The sequence below is a fragment of the Acinetobacter sp. YH12117 genome, from assembly GCF_013418865.1.
Classification (GTDB): Bacteria; Pseudomonadota; Gammaproteobacteria; order Pseudomonadales; family Moraxellaceae; genus Acinetobacter; species Acinetobacter indicus.
In genome coordinates, this window is sequence record NZ_VPBF01000024.1 from 29822 (window position 1) to 50676 (window position 20855).

At 47.0% G+C, this 20855-nt stretch carries 18 protein-coding genes and 1 pseudogene; 12 read left to right on the plus strand and 7 right to left on the minus strand.

All coding sequences use genetic code 11. The features are described 5' to 3' along the window. The first annotated feature begins 76 nt into the window (after positions 1–76). From FTU55_RS09590 to rsfS, 5 genes are all read left to right on the plus strand, one after another. Positions 77–2887 (plus strand): ATP-binding protein, encoded by a 2811-nt coding sequence (locus FTU55_RS09590; protein ID WP_104473600.1) that lies wholly within the window; start codon positions 77–79, stop codon positions 2885–2887. A gap of 108 nt (positions 2888–2995) precedes the next feature. Next, a complete protein-coding gene (locus tag FTU55_RS09595) occupies positions 2996–3784 on the plus strand; it encodes a crotonase/enoyl-CoA hydratase family protein (RefSeq protein ID WP_016658615.1) in 789 nt (262 codons plus the stop codon). 30 nt (positions 3785–3814) lie between these two features. Next, a complete protein-coding gene (locus FTU55_RS09600; RefSeq protein WP_005180090.1) occupies positions 3815–4687 on the plus strand; it encodes an NAD(P)-dependent oxidoreductase in 873 nt (290 codons plus the stop codon). A 36-nt stretch (positions 4688–4723) separates the two neighbouring features. Next, complete coding sequence (locus FTU55_RS09605; RefSeq protein ID WP_127799676.1) at positions 4724–5512, plus strand: hydroxypyruvate isomerase family protein; 789 nt, start codon at positions 4724–4726, stop codon at positions 5510–5512. 82 nt (positions 5513–5594) lie between these two features. Beyond that, positions 5595–5996, plus strand: a complete 402-nt coding sequence (rsfS, locus tag FTU55_RS09610; protein WP_005180097.1) for a ribosome silencing factor — start codon at positions 5595–5597, stop codon at positions 5994–5996. Between the two features lie 247 nt (positions 5997–6243). Here rsfS and FTU55_RS09615 read toward each other — a convergent pair whose 3' ends face one another. Genes FTU55_RS09615 through FTU55_RS09625 form a run of 3 tightly spaced genes read right to left on the minus strand, consistent with a single transcriptional unit; the run spans position 6244 to position 9155 of the window. Beyond that, positions 6244–7689, minus strand: coding sequence for an NAD(P)(+) transhydrogenase (Re/Si-specific) subunit beta (locus tag FTU55_RS09615; protein ID WP_005180098.1), 1446 nt, complete (start codon positions 7687–7689; stop codon positions 6244–6246). A gap of 3 nt (positions 7690–7692) precedes the next feature. After that, the gene (locus FTU55_RS09620) at positions 7693–8016 is read right to left on the minus strand and encodes a proton-translocating transhydrogenase family protein (RefSeq protein ID WP_005180100.1); all 324 of its coding nucleotides are present in this window, start codon (positions 8014–8016) and stop codon (positions 7693–7695) included. Positions 8017–8027: 11 nt separating this feature from the next. Beyond that, positions 8028–9155 (minus strand): Re/Si-specific NAD(P)(+) transhydrogenase subunit alpha, encoded by a 1128-nt coding sequence (locus FTU55_RS09625; RefSeq protein WP_168370001.1) that lies wholly within the window; start codon positions 9153–9155, stop codon positions 8028–8030. A gap of 845 nt (positions 9156–10000) precedes the next feature. Between FTU55_RS09625 and FTU55_RS09630 the strand changes: the two genes are divergently transcribed. Beyond that, complete coding sequence (locus FTU55_RS09630; RefSeq protein ID WP_180046918.1) at positions 10001–10927, plus strand: DMT family transporter; 927 nt, start codon at positions 10001–10003, stop codon at positions 10925–10927. Positions 10928–11074: 147 nt separating this feature from the next. Beyond that, positions 11075–12235, plus strand: coding sequence for an MFS transporter (locus FTU55_RS09635; protein WP_180046920.1), 1161 nt, complete (start codon positions 11075–11077; stop codon positions 12233–12235). Positions 12236–12287: 52 nt separating this feature from the next. Here FTU55_RS09635 and FTU55_RS09640 read toward each other — a convergent pair whose 3' ends face one another. Next, a complete protein-coding gene (locus tag FTU55_RS09640) occupies positions 12288–12929 on the minus strand; it encodes a hypothetical protein (RefSeq protein ID WP_160240983.1) in 642 nt (213 codons plus the stop codon). Between the two features lie 456 nt (positions 12930–13385). Here FTU55_RS09640 and FTU55_RS09645 point away from each other — a divergent pair, with 456 nt between their 5' ends. Beyond that, a complete protein-coding gene (locus tag FTU55_RS09645; RefSeq protein ID WP_127800932.1) occupies positions 13386–13760 on the plus strand; it encodes a hypothetical protein in 375 nt (124 codons plus the stop codon). A 54-nt stretch (positions 13761–13814) separates the two neighbouring features. Beyond that, on the plus strand, positions 13815–14099 hold the full coding sequence (locus FTU55_RS09650; RefSeq protein WP_005180111.1) for a hypothetical protein: 285 nt from the start codon (positions 13815–13817) through the stop codon (positions 14097–14099). 130 nt (positions 14100–14229) lie between these two features. On the opposite strand, the gene FTU55_RS09655 is transcribed toward FTU55_RS09650, so the two are convergent. Then, entirely contained in the window at positions 14230–14697 is a 468-nt protein-coding gene (locus FTU55_RS09655; RefSeq protein ID WP_163141205.1) for a CinA family protein, read from the minus strand. Between the two features lie 236 nt (positions 14698–14933). On the opposite strand from FTU55_RS09655, the gene FTU55_RS09660 reads away from it, so the two are divergent. Together FTU55_RS09660 and katE are read left to right on the plus strand one after the other, a co-directional pair. Then, complete coding sequence (locus FTU55_RS09660; protein ID WP_180046922.1) at positions 14934–16349, plus strand: hypothetical protein; 1416 nt, start codon at positions 14934–14936, stop codon at positions 16347–16349. A gap of 18 nt (positions 16350–16367) precedes the next feature. Then, on the plus strand, positions 16368–18494 hold the full coding sequence (gene katE / locus FTU55_RS09665) for a catalase HPII (RefSeq protein ID WP_016658604.1): 2127 nt from the start codon (positions 16368–16370) through the stop codon (positions 18492–18494). Positions 18495–18612: 118 nt separating this feature from the next. On the opposite strand, the gene FTU55_RS09670 is transcribed toward katE, so the two are convergent. Next, entirely contained in the window at positions 18613–19056 is a 444-nt protein-coding gene (locus FTU55_RS09670) for a hypothetical protein (RefSeq protein ID WP_373685472.1), read from the minus strand. 536 nt (positions 19057–19592) lie between these two features. On the opposite strand from FTU55_RS09670, the gene dusA reads away from it, so the two are divergent. After that, positions 19593–20615: a tRNA dihydrouridine(20/20a) synthase DusA gene (gene dusA, locus FTU55_RS09675; RefSeq protein WP_163145427.1), complete on the plus strand. Its 1023-nt coding sequence runs from the start codon at positions 19593–19595 to the stop codon at positions 20613–20615. 40 nt (positions 20616–20655) lie between these two features. On the opposite strand, the pseudogene FTU55_RS14995 reads toward dusA, so the two are convergent. Further along, a pseudogene (locus FTU55_RS14995) lies at positions 20656–20855 on the minus strand (DDE transposase); the annotation flags it as partial.

Below are 20855 nucleotides of genomic sequence, written 5' to 3' on the forward strand. Positions count from 1 at the left end.
AAAGTGCTTAAAGCACAGTCAGTTTTAAAATAAAGCATGCTAAACTGCTCGGCAGAACGAATAAACTGCTTTAACCATGTCAAATATCAATAAAAAGTTATTTAAGCGCCTACATTTAAATCATGCTTATGGGCAACTGATTGCCCTGATATTTGTGCCCATTATGGTGCTGGCGGCAGTCGGTGCAGGGCTGGTTCTGACCGAAACCTCGAATGCAGCGCGCGCCCAGCAAAAGCAGATGGCGATTGCAATTTTAACCCGCTATGAAATGCTGTCTGAAGTGGCCTTGCAGCAGCTCAACACCTTTCCCTGGCAATATGAGCAGGCGCGCAGCTATATGCAAAACCTGCTCAATGAAAAGCATTTACTTCGGACTGCCATTATTGATTCCCAAGGCCGTAGCCGCCTGAGTATGGGCTATCAGGATCAGGCCGGCTGGCCCAGTTTTCCGCGCGATGCCGCCTTCTTTGGCCCCATTCAGCATAAAGACAGCCATGTCTATGGCTTACGTATTGATGAAAGCCAGAGCCAGTATGCCTGGTTGCTAATCGAGCTGGACAATCAGCCCCTGGAAATTGCCCGTTATCGGGTCATGACCGTGCTGATTGCCACTGGCCTGTTGACCCTGATGCTGCTGTTGCTGTGCCTGAATTTCTATTCGCGTCGCTGGATTGCGCCAATGTACGAAATCCGTATGCAACTGCAACGCCTGAATGCCGACACGCTAGATCAGCACATGGTAATTAACAGTACCGGCGAGCTGCGTTTATTGCAGCGTGATATTGCCAATGTGGTCAAGCGTCTGCATTTCAGCTTTCTGGAACTAAAAGAACATACCGAACAGACCGAAGATGACTTGCGCCGCACCCTAGATACCTTGGAAGTCCAGAACATTACTTACCGTCAGGCACGTGACCAGGCGATTTCCGCCAACCAGTCCAAATCGGTCTTCCTGGCCAACATCAGCCATGAATTGCGTACTCCCCTAAACAGTATTGATGGCTTTATCCATTTATTACTGCGTCAGGGCAACCTCAGCAATGAGCAGAATCTGTATCTGCAAACCATTCGCAAATCCTCGGCGCATCTGCTGGCGCTGATTAACGACGTCCTGGATTTCTCAAAAATTGATGCCGGCAAACTGGAACTGGAAACCGCACCTTTTGATCTGGAAGAAGCCATTTATGATGTAATGGACATGCTGTCGCCGCTGGCCGCGCAGAAGCAGATTGCGATGGCCTTTTATTATGCTGACAACGTGCCAAAGCATGTGATTGGCGATGCCCTGCGCTTTAAGCAGGTGCTGACCAACCTGATTTCCAATGCCATTAAATTCACCCCGGATGGTGAAATTATTGTACGTGCGCGCATTGAACATGAAGATATCGGTCAGAGCATGATTCATTTTAGCGTGCAGGACAGCGGTATTGGTTTAAGCGGCACCGACCGGAAAAAACTGTTTGAATCCTTCTCGCAAGGCGATGCTTCTGTGACCCGTCAGTTTGGCGGGACCGGTCTGGGTCTGGCGATTTCCAAGCAGCTGGTACATTTAATGCAGGGCCAGATTGGCTTTGAAGACAACCAGGAACGCGCACCGACTGAAAAAGGCTCGACCTTCTGGTTTACTGCCGTATTCAGCATTGATGAAGATGAAATTATTGTGCACCCACGCTTTGCCAACAAGCATGTGGTGTCCTATCTGGCGCATCCGGCAACCGCCAATGTGCTGCGTCACTATCTGGAAAATTATCAGGTCCAGCATACCGAAACCACTTCGATTCTGGACTTATTCAGCCGACTCAATCACCTGTCTACACCGGAAGAAGACACCTGGTTAATTGTCGATCATAGCGGTGACACCGAAGCCTTACTGAAAGAAATTCGCAGCCGCTATCAGGGCAATCTGGCCATTTACGGCTACCAGATGGCGCTTGATCCAAGCATGCTGAATGAATATCGCACCCGCCCGCTGTATCAGCCTTTAAGCCGTGGCGCGCTGATTCAGTTACTGAACAATGAAAATCCGTTTGAAGATACAGGCACCGAAGTCTTTGATGGACAGGGGCTGCATGTGCTGGCGGTAGATGACCACTTGCCAAACCTGATTGTTTTAGAAGCCTTGTTAGGTGAACTGAATGTCACCACCACCAAAGCGCTGAGCGGTCAGGAAGCCCTGAATATCCTGCAAGAGCGGATTGAACAGGATGCCAAACCGTTTGATCTGGTGTTTATGGATATTCAGATGCCGGTGATGTCCGGGATTGATACCACCCGCGCCATCCGCTCGCTGGAGTCCACCCTCGACAAGCATAAACGCCTGCCAATTATCGCCCTGACCGCGCATGCGCTGGCCGATGAAAAACAGAACCTGCTGAAAGTCGGCATGGATGATTACGTCACCAAGCCAATCCAGATTGAACAGATCATCCAGATTCTGACCCACTGGACCACTGAAAACTTTAACAAGGTGCCGGCAGTGGAAAAAGCCGTGGTGATTGAAGCGCTTGATCCGCTGGTTCTTGACTGGCAGCAAAGCCTGATGCTGGCCGCCAACAAGGAAGATCTGGCACTGGATCTGCTGCGTATGCTGCTCGACAGCTTTGCCACCGAACTGCATGAAATGCAGCAGCTAATTGAACTGGAAGATTTCCCGCAACTGGAGCATGTGCTGCATCGTCTGTATGGCGCCACCCGTTATGTCGGCACCCCAAGCCTGCAGGACGCCACCGGTTCTTTTGAGCAGTTTGTTTCAACCTTGCGTAAAGAACGCCGCAAGGCTGATGACGCCTTTATTCAGGAAGTGTTACGACGCTTTGATGAATTACAAGCCGTGATTGCTCAGGTTGAACATGCCGCCGAGCAGATTCTAAACAAGCACACGCAGTAGTCTGACTCGACTAAAGTCAGGGTGTTGAAAGATGGATGTGACTGCCCTGTCATGTATCATGCGTATCTGCATGCTATGCTCAACAGAGGAAAAATAAGAGTTTAGACCATGACCATAGTACAGGTAGAAAAAAATAACGGCATTGCCATTGTGCGACTGAATCGCCCGGAAAAACGCAATGCCATGAGCTTTGCATTATTAAAACAGCTGGTCAAAACTGCCAGGCAGCTAAAAAAAGACCGTAGCTTGCGCTGCGTCATTCTGACTGGTGAAGCCGAAGTGTTTAGTGCCGGTATTGATCTGGCCGATTTAAACAATCCGCAAAATCGTGCCTTTGCCGCCTGGGAATTACTCAAACCCGGCCAGAGCCTGTTTCAAAAAGCCTTTCTGATCTGGCAGGAATTGCCCGTCCCTGTGATTGCTGCGATTGAAGGTTACTGTTTTGGAGCCGGGATGCAACTGGCACTGGCAGCAGATATTCGTATTGCCCATCCTAAAACCCAGATGTCAATTATGGAAAGCCGCTGGGGGCTGGTACCGGATATGGGTCTGAGCCGCTCTTTAAAAGGCCTGATTGGCCTGGACCTGGCCAAAGAACTGACCCTCACCGCCCGTATTTTTGAAGCGCAATATGCCAAAGAAATTGGCTTAGTCACCCACTTAAGTGACACACCACTGGATCATGCCCAGATTCTGGCGCAGGAACTGGCGCAGCGTTCTCCGGATGCGCTGGCTGCGGCCAAACAGGTGCTAGATGCCATGGAACATAATCCACAAAAATCCTTACGTCTGGAAAAAATCTGGCAGCTGAAATTACTGCTTGGCAAAAACAGTCAACTGGCGCGTAAAAAAGACAAGCAACCTGACACCAGTTTTTTACCGCGTCAATTTAACTAAGCATAGAGCATCAAGATCGGGAAGAGAAGCATGAGTTTTGATCGCAATACGCCCATCGCCTTTCTGGGTATGGGCTTAATGGGCACACGCATGGCAGCACGTCTGATTCATGCCGGTTTTCGGGTCGCGGTCTGGAACCGCACTGCTGCTGCCTGTGAGGAACTGCTGGACATGGGTGCTGAAGCACTGGCCCTAGAAAAGATTGGTCAATATCCGGTAATTTTAAGCTGCCTGGCCGATGACAATGCAGTCCAAGCCGTTTTTGAGCAGATTCAGCCGCATTTACAGGCCAAGCAAGTAATTGTGGATTTCTCCAGCCTGTCTGTGGATAAAACCCTGACACTGGCTGAACAGGCAGCCCGTCAGCAGGTGAAGTGGATTGATTCACCAGTGTCGGGCGGCACAGCGGGCGCAGAACAAGGCACCCTGGTTATCTTTGCCGGCGGTGATGCCGCCACCATTGAAAAACTGACCCTGATTTATAATGTGCTCTCACAGCGCGTGACCCGTATGGGCGCCAGTGGCACCGGACAGGCCACCAAAATCTGTAATCAGCTGATTGTCGCGGCCAACAGTACCCTGATTGCCGAAGCTGTCGCGCTTGCAGCTCAAGCTGGGGTAGACACCACTTTACTGGCACCCGCACTGGCCGGTGGATTTGCTGACTCCAAACCGTTTCAGATTCTAACCCCGCGCATGGCCAGTCATAGCTTTGAACCGGTGCAGTGGAAAGTCCAGACCCTGTCCAAAGACCTGAACAATGCCCTGACCCTGGCTGCGCATTATCAGCTGAATATTCCGGTGGCACAGCAGGCTTTGCAACAACTGCAAGCGCATCAGGCCAAAGGCTTTGCGGAAGCAGATTTATCCACGGTCATTCAACAGGTGGAACAGACCACTTAATTTCACCCTTTGCACAGGGAATGCAGGACATTGTTTATGACGAAACTTGCCGTAAATCTTTCTATGATTTTTACTGAAGTGCCGCTACTTGAGCGCTTTGCACTGGCCAGACAACACGGCTTCCAGCATGTTGAAATCCAGTTTCCGTATGAACTGAGCATTGCGCAGATTCAAAGCCAGCTAACCTTGCATGAACTGACGCTGTGCCTGATTAATGTTCCGGCCGGAGATTTAATGCAAGGCGGCAACGGGCTGGCCGGTGTGCCGGGCAAGGAAATCGAGTTTCGTCATGCCGTTGAACAGGCCATTGAATACGCGGTTGCACTCAAAGTGCCAAGTGTCAATATTCTGGCTGGTAAACAGCCTCAGGATGCCGATCTGCTGCCTTGCCTCAGAACACTGGCCGAGAACCTGAAAATGGCCAGCCATATGCTTAGCAGCCAGCAGATCCAGCCGGTAATGGAAATGATTAATGGCACCGACATGCCGCGCTTTTTAGTACAGAACATTGCCCAGGCCCAAGAGATGCTTGAAGCGGTGCAACATCCGGCGCTAAAAATGCAGTATGACTGCTATCACATGGCCATGATGGGTGAAAACGTACTGGAAGGACTGATCGAGAATATCCAACAGATTGGCCATATCCAGTTTGCCGACTGCCCGGGTCGTCATGAACCGGATACCGGCGATATTGCCTTTGCGGAAGTGTTTGACTGGCTCAAACACAGTAACTATGCAGGCTATGTGGCGGCGGAATATCGACCGAGCAAAGATTCAGCAAATTCCTTTGCGTGGAAAAACAAATACTTTGCCGAATATCAATAATTCGGCACTGTCATAGATTTGAAATTTAGGCTCAAAGCCGCTATATTAGACAATGAATAATTGTCAGGAAATTATACCCTTTATGAATTTAGAACCATCGCCCGGCGCTTCTAATTCTCACGATCTCGCAATGACTTCCCCAAACAATGACGTACACGCTTGCCTGCAAGTTGTGCGCGATGCCCTTGAAGATGTAAAAGCCAAAGAAATTGTTGAGCTTGATGTTAGCAGCATCAGCAATGTTGCAGATGCTATTGTGATTGCTAGCGGCACCTCAACCCGTCATGTTAAATCTCTTGCTGATAACGTTGCTGAAGAAGCACGTAAAGCAGGCTTCCGCCCGATTGGTATGGAAGGTGAACGCGATGCTGAATGGATCTTGATTGATCTGGGTATCGTGGTGGTACATGTCATGCTTCCAACTGCCCGTAAGTTCTACGACCTAGAAAGCTTATGGCGTACAGCACCTGAATCTGTAAACTAAGATTTCCCAAAAAGCGACCTGAAGGTCGCTTTTTTATTGGGTCAAAATAAGAGCTGGTCACAGCTGAATCCAGACACCGACTGATTTTTCCACTTCCCAATAGCTGAACTTAAACCTCTCGGCAGTGCTTCTCGATCTCCCCCCCAACCCAAAGATTGAATCGTATGTAATAAAAGATTCTATTTAGTCACAGATATAAAAAATCCCCCTCAATCGAGGGGGATTTTGAACGCGGGTATCGGACGTCTTAGTGACCCGTACCGTTAATCGCTTTGGTCATGTCTTCAACCACTTTCTTGGCATCACCGAAGACCATCATAGTCTTGTCGTTATAGAACAGGTCATTGTCCAGACCTGCATAACCAGTCGCCATTGAGCGCTTGATCACCATAATGGTACGTGCTTTATGTGCTTCCAGAATTGGCATACCGTAAATTGGCGAGTTTGGATCGTCTTTGGCTGCCGGGTTGACTACGTCGTTGGCACCTATCACCAATACCACATCCGTTGCCGGGAAGTCCGAGTTAATCTCGTCCATTTCCAGAATGTCTTCATACGGCACGTCGGCTTCAGCAAGCAAGACGTTCATGTGACCTGGCATACGACCCGCCACCGGGTGAATCGCAAAACGCACCGTTACACCCTGCTCTTTCAGCAAGTTGGCCAGTTCTTTCACCGCATTTTGCGCACGGCCTTGTGCCATACCATAACCCGGCACAATCACCACGCTGTCCGCATTGGACATTAAGAAGCCAGCATCATCTGCAGAACCTGAACGGTAGTTACGCTGTACCTGCTCACCCGCACCTGCGGTAGGCGCTGCCGCCCCACCCATCGCACCACCAAACAAAACGTTGATGATTGAACGGTTCATGGCTTTACACATGATGTACGACAGAATTGCACCTGATGAACCAACCAGTGAACCCGCCACAATCAGCATGTTGTTTTCCAAGGTAAAACCAATCCCTGCTGCCGCCCAGCCCGAGAAGGAGTTGAGCAGTGATACCACCACCGGCATGTCGCCACCACCGACTGGGGCAATCCAGACCCAGCCAAAGGCTAAAGCCAGTGCGGTCATGGCCCAGAACGAGGTCATGCTACCGCTTAAGAAGAAGTGAATCCCAAAGCCCAGCATGGCAATGAAAATCAGTGCCTGAACCGGTTTAACCCAGCCACCCGAAATGGTCTTGGCCCATTTTTTCGCTGCCAGTTTACCGTAAGCAAATACCGATGCAGTAAAGGTAATCGCACCAACAAAACAGCCCACGAACAATTCAAACAAATGCACTTTGCTCATTTCATGGAAGCTGACGCCATTGGCTGCCAACAGCTCTGGACCCAGTTCAACCAGCTTGTTGTTATGAATAATCGCTGCAATTGCAATTAACACCGCTGCCAGACCGACCAGTGAGTGCATCAGTGCTACGGTTTCTGGCATTTGCGTCATCGGTACGGTACGCGCACGGGCAATCCCGACAATGGCACCCAGAATCATCGCCCCCACAATCATCCAGATAACCGGATGATCCGCCACAAAGAAGGTAGTCAATACGGCAATCGCCATGGCGATCATGCCGTAACGGTTACCAGCAATCGCCGTTTTTGGCCCAGACAGGCCTCGTAAAGTTAAAATAAAGAGGACAGCCCCAATCAGGTAGAACCAATCCGCATAGTCTCGAATAAATTCCATCAATTAGCCCTCTTTTTTCTTTTGTTTTGGTTTAAACATTTCCAGCATACGCGCAGTCACTGCGAAGCCACCGAAAATATTAATACTGGCCAGGAATACTGCAATCGCACCAAGTACGCTCACCACGTTAATGCTCTGGAACTGCACATTGGCATCCACACCTAACACAGGCAAGCCGACCGTTTGAATCATCGCCCCCACGATAATGATCGAAGACAGCGCATTGGTTACCGCCATCAGTGGCGTATGCAATGCAGGTGTAACCCCCCAAACCACGTAGTAGCCTACGAAAATGGCCAGGACAAAAATTGTAATTGTTTCAACCATGACTGTTCTCCTTAACCTCGTTTCAACAGCACTTGGCCGCCGTGCGTAACCAGTAGGGCTTTTTGAATTTCATCGTCCTGACTGATGGCAAAATTCTTTTCACTATCAAAAAGGGTTTCCACAAAATTCAGCACATTACGTGCATACAGCGCCGATGCTTCAGTAGAGACCGTTGATGGAATATTCGGTACACCGAGAATTTTCACGCCGTTGTCGGTCACCACGGTTTCACCGCATTGAGAACCTTCAACGTTACCACCCGTTTCTACCGCCATATCCAGAATGACTGAACCCGGTTTCATCTTGGCCACAGTTTCCGCCTTGATTAAACGCGGTGCATCACGACCTGGTAACAGCGCTGTGGTAATCACGATGTCAGCATTGGAAACGGCTTTATCGACAATAATGGCCTGATCTTTGATGTACTGTTCGCCCGGCATCCAGCCATAGCCATTTTTGGCAGCATCAGCGGCTTTTTGCTGTTCTTCTTCAGACATCGGCACGTCTAGCCATTTCCCGCCCAGAGATTCAACCTGATCTTTGGCAGTTGGACGCAGGTCAGTGGCTTCTACCACCGCACCCAGACGTTTTGCGGTCGCAATCGCTTGCAAGCCGGCAACACCAACACCCATGATCACGACACGGGCAGGTTTAACTGTCCCTGCTGCGGTCATCAGCATCGGGAACATACGCTGGTATTCAGCTGCAGCCAGCAATACCGATTTATAACCGGCCAAGTTGGCTTGTGAGGACAGCACATCCATGTTTTGCGCACGGGACAAGGTTCGTGGCAATAATTCCAGGGCAAATGCAGACACCTGCTGTGCAGCAAATTGGTCAAGTTCAGTATTGCGGTATGGGTCAAACATTGCCACTACGGTAGAATTAGGAGCAAGTTTTTGAATTTCTTCACCTTTCGGTGCGCGAACTTTCAAAATTATTTGACTGCCGGTATAGGCATCATCCGTAATTTTGGCACCTACGTGCTCATAGGCGCTATCGATATAGGCAGCTTTTAAGCCTGCACCACGTTCAATAACCACGCTATGACCCGCGTTGATCAACTTCTTTACTGTCTCTGGCGTTGCAGCGACACGATTTTCACCGACGACAGTTTCGGTTGGGATTCCGATCTGCATGAGCGTTCCTCAAGCTAATTTTTCTTAAGTAAACATCGCCGAAACGATGCTTCCCCTCAGGTTATGTCCTTGTTGAATTTTTGGATTCTAATTGAACTTTTTTAAATTACCACCCAATATTTATTTAATAAATACCCATATTTTGAACTGATGATTCATAAAAAGAAGGGTGGCAGATATAATTGATCAGTTTGGCTTTCTATTCTTCATGGCGACGCTCTGGAAATAAGGTGTATAAATTTTCAGCACAGCTCCTGACTTTTTACAGCGAATTGCGTCCTGTTTTGTTTTTTCTTTCCTTAAAATTGATTGTTTTGACAAATCTTATCGTGTAGTGCCGGCTTACAACAGGCTGATAAATACCAATAATGAACGGCTTTTTCGCAGCAAAAAATGAATATCCAGTTCATGATTGACTAAAATGACATCTTAATCACAGAAGAATCCAGGAGAAATTGGTCAAAACTGCCCAATGTTCGGGCAGAAAAGTAAATCCTTCGTCAAATGCATCAATTGGCTAAATGATTTCCTGCCTGATGATCTGGCCTTAACCCATACATCTGGCTGTGAAAATGCGATAAAAAATTAAAAGTTTTTTTATTGATCATTTTGCCTGATGATGAATAAAGCAGCGCAACTGCTTAAATTTGCGTATTTTGCACTATTTTTGTGCAACAATTACCTATAAGGAATCAACAGGTATTTAACTTAAAAAAATCACCTTAAAATTTTCATAAAATGAGAATAAAGCCTATCTTTACACATTCATTTCTTCGAGCAGACAGCTTATACTCAACGCATGAAAATCTGGTGACACCTGCCCTCTTGATTAAATTGCTCTGAATATGTCCATTTCCCTGACCAGAACGCAGTTAGGTTCACTATTTGCACTGTGCGCGGCCTTTTTATTTAGCACCAAGGCTATTTTTATCAAGCAGGCTTATGCGCTTTCACCTCTGGTGGATGCCACTACCTTAATGACCCTGCGGATGGCCAGTGCGCTGCCGTTTTTCCTGCTGATCTGCTGGTTTAACCGGCATCGTAATGCACAGATTCAGCTGCGCGAATGGATACTGCTCGTGGCTGCCGGGCTGCTCGGCTATTATTTTGCCAGCTGGCTCGACTTTCTGGGGCTCATGTTTATTAGCGCCTCACTGGAACGGATTATCCTGTTTCTGTATCCCACCTTAACCGTTCTAGCCAGCAGCCTGATCTACAAGCAGCGCTTAAGCCTGAAAACGATACTGGCCTTGCTGCTCAGTTATGGTGGAACGGTACTGGTGATGTTACAAGAACAGCAAAACATGCCAGATGGCCATTCCTTCTGGCTCGGTGCCAGTCTGGTATTTGCCAGTGCGGTGGCTTTTGCCGCCTATTTACTGGTGACGCCGCGGCTGATCCAGAAATTTGGCAGCTGGAATTTTACCGGCCTGGCGCTAAGTGTGGCCTGTTTCGGCACCTTACTGCATTATCTGCTGGCCGTACCGGAGCCACTGCAACGGCTGAGTCAATTACCGGGCAGCGTCTATGCCTATGGCATTGGACTGGGTATTCTGGTCACGGTGTTGCCAACCATTTTATTAATGCAAAGTATCGAACGCCTGGGAGCCGCTCATTCGGCCATGATCGCCTCTATCGGCCCGATTCTGACCATTGTGCTGGCCACCCTGTTTTTAGATGAATATTTAAATGCCTGGCAATGGCTGGGTTGCGCCCTCAATATCATTGGGGTGATGATGATTAGCCTGTCCAAGAAAAAGCTGATGGCCTGATCCATGATCAGTCAGCTCAGCCTGTTCCGGACTGCTACGCATGTATCTCGCACGTGCAAAAAGAATGTTGCAAATGGTGATCTTTGGCCGTCATGCTGAATATTGCCGAAGATGCGATTGAATGAATTGACCTGAACTGGACCTTGTATGAACACCTCTCCCGATATTAGTCAGGATAAAACCCTGCTCTGGCTTATGGCGCTGGCTTGCGGTCTGTGTGCTGGGGCCAACTATTATTGCCAGCCGCTGATTAACTCGATTCATACTTATTTTCAGGTGCCCGAATCCCAAGTCGCGCTCACAGTGACGTTTGCCCAGGTGTCCTATGCACTGGGGCTGTTATTTATTGTTCCAGTTGGCGATACCGTCAATAAAACCAAATTCATTCCGCTGCTGATGTTTCTGGCCGCGTTTGGCCTGTTTCTATGTGCTTTTTCAGTGAATCTGCCAATGCTCTGGATTGGCACCATCATGACCGGGCTATTTTCAGTGGCCGCACAGATTCTGATTCCGTTTGCCACCATGTCGGTCAAGCCGGAGAAAATGGGCGAAGTGGTCGGACTACTGATGAGTGGTTTACTGGTCGGGATTTTACTGTCGACCAGTCTGGCCGGACTGTTATCCAATTTATATGGCTGGCAGCTGATTTATATCATCAGTGGCGTGTTGATGATAGGACTGGCGATTATTCTGAAAAAACGCTTGCCGCATATTCCGACGGTGCGTATGGCCTATGGCAAAATCCTGCATTCGATGCTGCAACTGATCCGCCAGGAAAAACGGCTGGTCTATCGCGCCCTGATTGGTGCCAGTGCCTTTGCCGCCATGAGCGTGCTGTTTTCCACCATTGCGGTGTTACTTGGCTCCTCTTTTGGTCTGCCCGATGTCGCAGTCGGTTTAGTCACTTTAATTGGGGTATTCGGCGCACTCTCCACCAAAAAAATTGGCAAAATTGCCGACCGCGGCCATGGCAAGCTGATCACCTGGGCCGGACTCTCTTTATTGGCGGTCAGCTGGAGCTTCCTGTATTTCGGCGCGCAGTATTTATGGAGCTATATCATTGGTTTTGGCCTAATTAACTTAGGTCTGGCCAGTGTACATACCAGTAACCAGAACGTGATTTTCCATTTACGCCCCGATGCCAAATCGCGCCTGAACGCAGTCTATATGACCAGCTATTTTATTGGCGGCGCCTGCGGTTCTGCACTGGGCATTTACGCCTGGCATCATGGCGGCTGGAGCATGAGCTGTCTGGTTGGTTTAACCCTGGTGCTCTGCTCGGCCTGTTTTGCCTGGTTAGATCAGTAACATCTGCGCCGCCAGCAACTGGCTTAAAACTGTATAAATCGTGCAGGCAGGTTTAAGACACCTGCACCATCGGATAATGCGGCTGGGCCGAATCAATACTGGCCGGATATTCCAGCAGAATCTGAATAAAGGATGGAATTAAGGCAGCAAAAATACTGGTTGCCCCAGCCAGAATGTCACGGTTTAGCAGGCTGTTATAGTTGGCACCGCCACTGGCAAACTGGTGACGCAGACTGTCAAAGCGTTTAAATACCGCCATCAGCAAAGCGACTGACTGTTTATTTTGCAAGGTCTGTTGCAGATCAATCTGCTCTTGTGCGGCACGCTGCTGCCATTCATCGCGCGTGAGCTGTAAATGCTGATAGGCCCAGAATTCCGGATGGGTATAGGGATGTGCCAACAGGGCCTGAATCTGCTGCTGGTATTTTTCCCATAACACATAATCAATTTTTCGGGTTTCATCCTGCTGGTGCAGAAGCTGAAAAAACTGCTGTAACTGCGCAGCGGGTGGACTGGCCGCATCTTCACGGTAAATGGCCTGAAAGGCAATCCATAAACTCATAAATTTAAAATCCAGCTCCTGATCCAGACTCAGGGCTTTTTTAAACCAGCTCAGACTACGCTGTATTTTCAGATTAAAATGCACCGAATTTTCATTCTTTTTACTGCGGTAAATTTCCTCAACCACCAGCATCTTTGTTATCCTTTTTCTTGTCTTACTGCATCAATGTAATGGTTTTTTTATTTTCTCTCAACCTTTTGATCCTTCAATTTATTTATTACCCGTCTATTTTCCAGCACAAATAAATCCGAGTATTTTCCTTTTATTTAAATAAAATAAATAAAAAATATGGGAGCTTAAAATATATTTAAAACACATTTTATCTAGCAGCTACTTAAAATAAAGAAATGTAAAGTTATATATAAAATCGCGAAAAATGTAATTACACAAAAGATTACATTCTTAAAAATCTTATGTAGGACAGCCAATTAAAAATGCCGGCTTAAAATCACCGCTTACAACTAAATAAGATGTAACAGAGCCAGGGTTTTTCATGAGATGTTTCATGTTAAAAAGAAGCTATCTGTTTTTCTCAGATGATTTCAGCGCGCTAGCGATAGCGTCGATATCTATAAAAGAGGTGTTCAAATGCAAAATCAAAACAATGGTTTAAACCAACAGCAACAGCAGCCTCAACAGCAAGGCAATCAGCAGCAACAAGACCGTCTGCAGCAACAGCAACCTCAACAACAGCAAAATAACCAGCAACAAGGCAATCAGCAACGCCAGCAAGATCAACAGCAGCAACAGCCACAACATCAGGGTAACCAGCAGCAACAACAAAACCAGCAACAGCGCCAGCAAAATGATCAGCAACAGGATCAGCTGCGCCAACAACAGCAACAGCCTGGTCAGCAACAAAACCGCCAGCAGCAACAGCAACAACCGCAGCAATATGGTCAACAACGCCATAACCAGAATGCGCAGCAGCAAAACAATCTCTTAGATGATGAAGATATGTAAAACCATTTTTTGTTTTTCACTTATTTTTATTATAAATAATCGAAGGAGATGATCATGGTCAACAATGCAAATGATCCACATGGGTACTGGCGTGACAACCATGCAGACCGTCCTTACTACAATGATTTTAAAAGAGATATCCCAGATATTGATTATGATCGGGACTTATCTTCTGCTTATGACCTCGGTACACGTGCCCGCAGTGAATATGGCACAGATCGCGACTTTGAAAGTTCTGAAGGCGACCTGAAACAGCGCTGGGAAGAGTTTAAAGCAGATTCTCGCTTAAAATGGGAACAGGCCAAGCACGCGATTAAAGATGCCTGGGATAGAAACTAGATTGCCCTCAGTCTGGTTCTAATACGGTTCAGAGTTATAGGTCATTATGACCTATAACTTTTTTATATCTAAGGGTTTTATCTCTGCAGATTTTCTATTTTGGGTTGTCTATTTGATTTATATATTCCTATTATTTTTGCTTGACTACTTCAATAATACTCTGACTAATTGCCCGCGACAGCTGTTCCAGTTTTTTCCTTTTGGTGCCATTAAATACACAGCGATAATGATGCAGTTTATTCTGATACGAAATACAGTAAAAAAATGTTCCGACCGGTTTTTCCTTAGTTTCAGAGCCACCACGTTTTAATAAACCGGTACAGCCAACAAAAATATCAGAATCAATGATCTGTTTGGCTTTTAAAACCAGCTGTTCTGTCACTTCGGCAGATTCAGGAGAGTATTTTTCCAGGAATTTCTTTGAAATTTTTAAAATACTGACTTTTAAATTGGCGTCATAACAGACCAAGCTACCATTTAAAATATCGCCTGAATTTTTATTTAATGAAAAACGATAGGCCAGATACCCTGCCGAAGCACTTTCAATAAAGGTGACTTTTAATTTCTTTTTGGCAAGTAACTGGCAGCATTTATTCATTTATACCCATCCTGAATATAATTATTCCTTCCGATTTAAACATAGCTCTTTTTCAGTGCTTTTTTCTGAAAAGTAACATTTCATTTATTTTTTAAAACTAAAAATATAACCCTCTGATTTTTATACCTATAGGTTAATTGCCCATATACATACTTTACATGAAGGCACACAACTCAGGCTTAAGTTTACAGCCAACTAGATTACTGTTTTCTAGGGTTAAATCATGGAGCAGAATAATGCCAACGGTCATCAAACAAAGATTATTAGACATACTCAATGATGTGCCTGAAACCTATTTTGATCTGGTGTCCTTTTATTTAGATGCCGATATTGCTCCCACCGCCAAACAACAAAAAGCCCTGTTCAGTTTAAAACATGAAATTGAAACCCTGCCGTTGGCCCTACCCGATTTCCCTCGCCAGCTGGATCAGCTGGAGCACTGGATGATCCAGCATGAACAGCAAGCCCAGCTCGAATTTGAATATTATTTAAAGCGCCGTGCCTGGGGACAGCCACGCGAATATTTTCACTGCCTGTCCGATGCTTATGAGTTTCTGATCAAGATTGCCCCGACCCAGCGTGCGCAGGCAGCCTGGCTCTACAGTTTTAGCCAGCACTGGGATGACCGGCGCTATACCGAGCTGATTCAGCTGTATCTGCAAGCTCTGGCCTATGGTCACACGCAGCAGCATCAGCTGTATCAGTTCAATGCACTGCTTGAAACCCTGCAGCTAGATAACTTTGTACTCGGTCTGGAAGATGGCTATTTTCATCAGGCTGCAATTCAGCTGGCACTGGCGTACTGCCCTACCGATTTCATGCCTTTGATCTTAGGGTTTCATATTGGCAAACAGCTGTGCTCGCTGCATCAGCTGATCATTGCGCATGAACTAAAAGAACTCGGTATTCACACCCGCTGTTTTCAGCCACAGCAGCGTTCAACATCACGGCATACGCCCGTGCTACATGCCATTGCCAGTCTGGCCCCGGACGAAAAACAGCAGGCTCAATATCTGCGCCTGATTCAGCTGGGCTATGCCTTAAGCCAGCAAGGCATGAACGAAGAAAAAATCCTGCAGCGGCTGCATCTGCACGACATTATCCAGAAAATTTTCCAGCATAAAGCCCTGATGGGCAAATTCATTCATGACAATAAATGTATTTTTACCAACCGCAGCATCAACCAATGGCTGGAAACCATCGAAGGCGTGGATGGTTTTATCCAGCAGCTGCTGGAAACCGACTGGATCCGTTTAGGTCAGGACCCGGAGCAGAGTAAATTCTGGCGTCTGATTCATCAGCAGGAAAGCCAGATGTTCGGGCTGTTTAACCGTACCGAACAGCAGTTTATTTATGACTGGATTCTGGGAGATGCCGCAGCACAGCATCCTGCCCCATCTGCGCTGCAAAGTACATCAGACCATTTTAAAACCAGCGATTATTTTAATTATATGGCCGAGCTGGAGCTGGAAGAAATTCAGCTCAAATACGCCCAGGCCTCATCTTTTGACGACAAAATCCGGCAGCTATTGCCTTATTTGGCCCCGCATAAATCTGCCAGCGATGCCGGACGCTGGTGTACCCAGCAATACAGCCAGGCCCTTTTCCCGGCGCTGTCGCAGGCGCTCGACCCAATGCATCATAAAAGTTAATTACGGAGAACAGCAACAATGAAAAAAGATCAACAACCGAGTGAAATGGCCGGCGCAGATGCGGCAAACCGACAGAACAGTAATGATAAATCCGTTCAATTAGACCCGTATCGCAGTGATGCGACACAACAGGCGCTCACCACCAATCAGGGCGTTAAAATTGCCGATAACCAGAACAGCCTCAGAGCTGGCATTCGCGGGGCCACCCTGCTCGAAGATTTTATTTTTCATGAAAAAATGACCCACTTTGACCATGAACGGATTCCGGAGCGTATTGTGCATGCGCGTGGCACCGGTGCGCATGGTTATTTTGAAGCCTATCCGGGCAATGAAAAATATACCAAAGCCCATTTTCTAACTACCCCAGAACATAAAACGCCAGTCTTTGTACGCTTCTCGACCGTACAAGGGCCGCGCGGCTCGGCAGATACGGTACGCGATATTCGCGGCTTTGCCATCAAGTTCTATACCCAGGAAGGCATTTATGACATGGTCTGCAACAATGCCCCGGTGTTCTTTATTCAGGATGGCATGAAATTCCCGGATTTTGTGCATGCCTTAAAACCGGAACCAGATACCGAAATTCCAACCGGTGCCAGTGCACATGACACCTTCTGGGACTTTGTTTCGCTGGTGCCAGAAAGCTCACATGCGGTGATCTGGGCCATTTCCGACCGTGGTATTCCAAAAAACTTCCGTAGTATGCAGGGCTTTGGCGTACATACCTACCGCTTTATTAATGCCGAAAACAAATCGGTGTTTGTGAAATTCCACTGGACCCCGAAACAGGGTATGGCCGCCTTGGTCTGGGATGAAGCACAGAAAATTGCCGGGAAAGACCCGGATTATCATCGCCGCGATTTGTATCAGGCCATCGAGAACGGTTTCTATCCGGAATGGGAACTGGGTGTGCAGATTGTGGAGCAGGAAGATGAAATGAGCTTTGACTTCGACCTGCTTGATCCGACCAAGCTGATTCCGGAAGAACTGGTGCCGGTCATTCCGATTGGCCGGATGGTGCTCAACCGCAATATTGACAATTTCTTTGATGAAACCGAACAGGTCGCCTTCTGTCCGGCGCATATTGTGCCGGGAATCGACTTCACCAATGACCCACTGCTGCAGGCGCGGATTTTCTCCTATACCGATACCCAGCTCAGCCGTTTAGGGGGTCCGAACTTCCATCAGCTGCCGATTAACCAGGCGGTGTGTCCGTTTCACAATAACCAGCGCGATGGCATCCATCAGAGCCGGGTTCATCGCGGTCAGGCGGCGTATCAGCCCAACTCGATTGACAATGACTGGCCACGAGAAACCCCACCCGCAGCCAAAGGTGGCGGTTTTGAAAGCTATCAGGAACGCATTGACGGGCATAAAATCCGTCAGCGCAGTCCATCCTTTAGCGATCACTTTTCGCAGGTGCGTCTGTATTTCAAAAGCCTGAGCCTGCCTGAACAGAAACACGTGGTCGATGCCTATGTCTTTGAGCTGAGTAAAGTGCAGCGCAAACCTATCCGTGAGCGTGTGGTGCACAATATGCTGGCCAATATTGATGCCAATCTGGCCAAAATGGTCGCCGATAAACTCGGCATTGCACTAGATGAAAGCCAGCTGCCGCCTGATCTACCCGAGGAAAAAACCTCAGCCAAGTTATCCATGACGGCATTTTTACCGCCGAATATTGAAGGCCGTAAAATCGCGGTACTGGTACATCCCCATGCCGCCACCGACAATATTGAGCCGATTCATCAATGGGCCTTAAAAGAAAATGTGATGCTGGATTTTCTGACACCCACCCCTGCCCCAACCACCACCATTGAAGATGACATGATTCCATCCGATGGGATGCAGCAGGCCGAACCCTCAGTGCTGTATGATGCAGTGATTGTGCTGGATGGCAACAATCTGGATGCCTTTAAGCGCGATGGTGTGGCCTGCCATTATGTGATTGAAGCCTATAAACATTTAAAACCGGTGGTGTTGTTAGGGGATAAAGCCGAGCTGCTGGAACATCTGCGTCTACCGCCAGATGAAGGCGTATTTAGCGATGCCAGTTTCCAGAATGTGGCGGAAGGCTTTAAAGAAGCGATTCGTCACAACCGGGTCTGGGCACGTGAAGCCATTGCAGAATCTATTCCGGCTTAATTGTCCTGCACTCATACAAGCTGAATCAACAAAAGGGAAGCCAATGGCTTCCCTTTTGTTTGAATAGATGGATGAGATTCAGATTAAAACTTGATGTACATAGTGCTTTCCTCTCACCTTAATCTGCAATCTGCGCCGTTTGATACCGCTCCAGCTCCTTGTCACTCGAGATCTGTGGAGGGGCTGCAATATCCAGCGGTTCTAAGCTCATTAAGGGCACTTTGATCTTCTTTCCCTTTGGGGTCTTCGGCTGATCTTCATCAACGGTAATTTTCTGAATAAATGTCGCCAACCAGAGTATAAACTCTTCTTTATTGCTGCTTTTCGGCACAATGCTCAAGTCCAGTTTCAGCTCGTTGGCATATAAAGGGTTGACCATCAGCTCATTAAAGTCGATGCAATTGACCAATAATTTAAGACGTGTTTTTTTGATTTCAGCACGCAGCTCAATCATTAACATATTTAAATCATTGATAATATCTCCTCTAAAGTCCTTATTTTGCTCGACATTTCTATAGATTATTTCAGCAAGTTTAATATACTGGGGCATACGATCATCCATTTATTATTCTGAATATAGTAATATTGAAGGATTTTGCGTAATTTTATGTAGTATTTAATAGGTATTTTGCAAGAAAAATGCTTCTTGTTACATTGGAATTACATATTTTTTTAAACAAATCAAAGAATAACTATAATTTTTGAATTGATTGTCAATTTTTCCAGTGAATTAATTTTATTATTTTTATTCTAGCTGGGAAGATTATATATGTATTTTGATTATATATTCTAATTGAATTTAAAGATCATTTTCGGGAGTATTCATTTAATTTATAAAATAACTTAAACTTAATATCAATAATTATAATTTATATTTTAACAATATAACAGTTAAAATAGCAGCAAGCTAAAATATGGATATTCACCCTCCCACCTTCGGACAGCCAACAACAATCTTTTTTCGTCAGCCGGATTTTGTGCTACTATCTCGCCCCTGCACGCCCGGTGGATGTGAGTAAAACCCTCTGCCTTGTGCTGCCCAATCTGTGCGAATAGCGCCTCAGTTTTGTTTCCCGTCGTTGCAAGGTTTGCTGTTGAATGTCAAATGTAAATACGCTTGAAAATATCCAACTGCCAAGAATTTCCGTGGCTCCAATGATGGACTGGACCACCCGAGATTATCGTTTCTTTGCGCGTCTGTTTAATCCAAACGTGATTTTATATACAGAAATGGTCACCACTGGTGCCATTATTCATGGTGATGCCAAACGCCATCTGGACTTTAATCAGGAAGAACATCCAATTGTGCTGCAATTGGGCGGTTCCAATCCTCAAGATCTGGCCATCTGTAGCAAAATGGCACAAGACTGGGGCTATGATGAAGTTAACCTGAATGTCGGCTGCCCAAGCGACCGCGTGCAAAACAATAAAATTGGCGCCTGCCTAATGGCCGAGCCTGATCTGGTGGCAGAATGTATCGCAGAAATGCGTCATGCGGTGGATATTCCGGTCACGGTTAAACACCGGATCGGGATTGATGACATGCATTCGTATGAAGAAATGCTGCATTTTGTCGATACCGTTGCCAAAACCGGCTGCAATAATTTTATCGTGCATGCCCGGATTGCACTGTTACAAGGCCTATCACCCAAAGAAAACCGTGAAGTGCCGCCTTTACGCTATGAAGATGTTTACCGTTTAAAGCAGGATCGCCCGGAGCTGATCATTGAAATTAACGGCGGCATTAAAACCCTGGCAGAAACACAGGCACATTTACAGCATGTCGATGGGGTGATGATTGGCCGCGAAGCCTATCACAATCCGTATTTACTGGCCGAACTGGGACATTTCTGGAATCTGCCCCTCCCGGACCGTTTCGAGATTATGCAGCAGATGATGCCATATATCGCACAGCGCGTGGCTGAAGGGGCACCGCTGTCGATTATCACCCGTCATATTCTGGGCCTGTTCCAGAACTTACCGGGCGCACGCAAATGGCGTCAGGCGCTAAGTGGTGGTAATGCCAAAACCTTAAAAGATGTAGAAGTGGCTATTCAGAATATTCAGGCCGCGATGCAGCGTACTGAAAACTATCTGCAGGAACACGCTGTTCAGCCTTAAAAGATCAACAAAAAGTCCTCAATTGAGTAATGCCAGTCAGTTAAGAGATTGACTGGCTTTTTCTTGGGTATTTTTGAGGTTTTCCTTTTACAACCCTTGGATAACTCCTCACTCTTCTCTCAGGTATAACATACCGATTAGATTTCTCCATTAAACTTTCCAGATGTTTGGGTAGATTACCTGCAGAAGCCAAAGAGTCGAATCTGAGTAAATTAAGAAGGGCAATAGATGCAATATGAA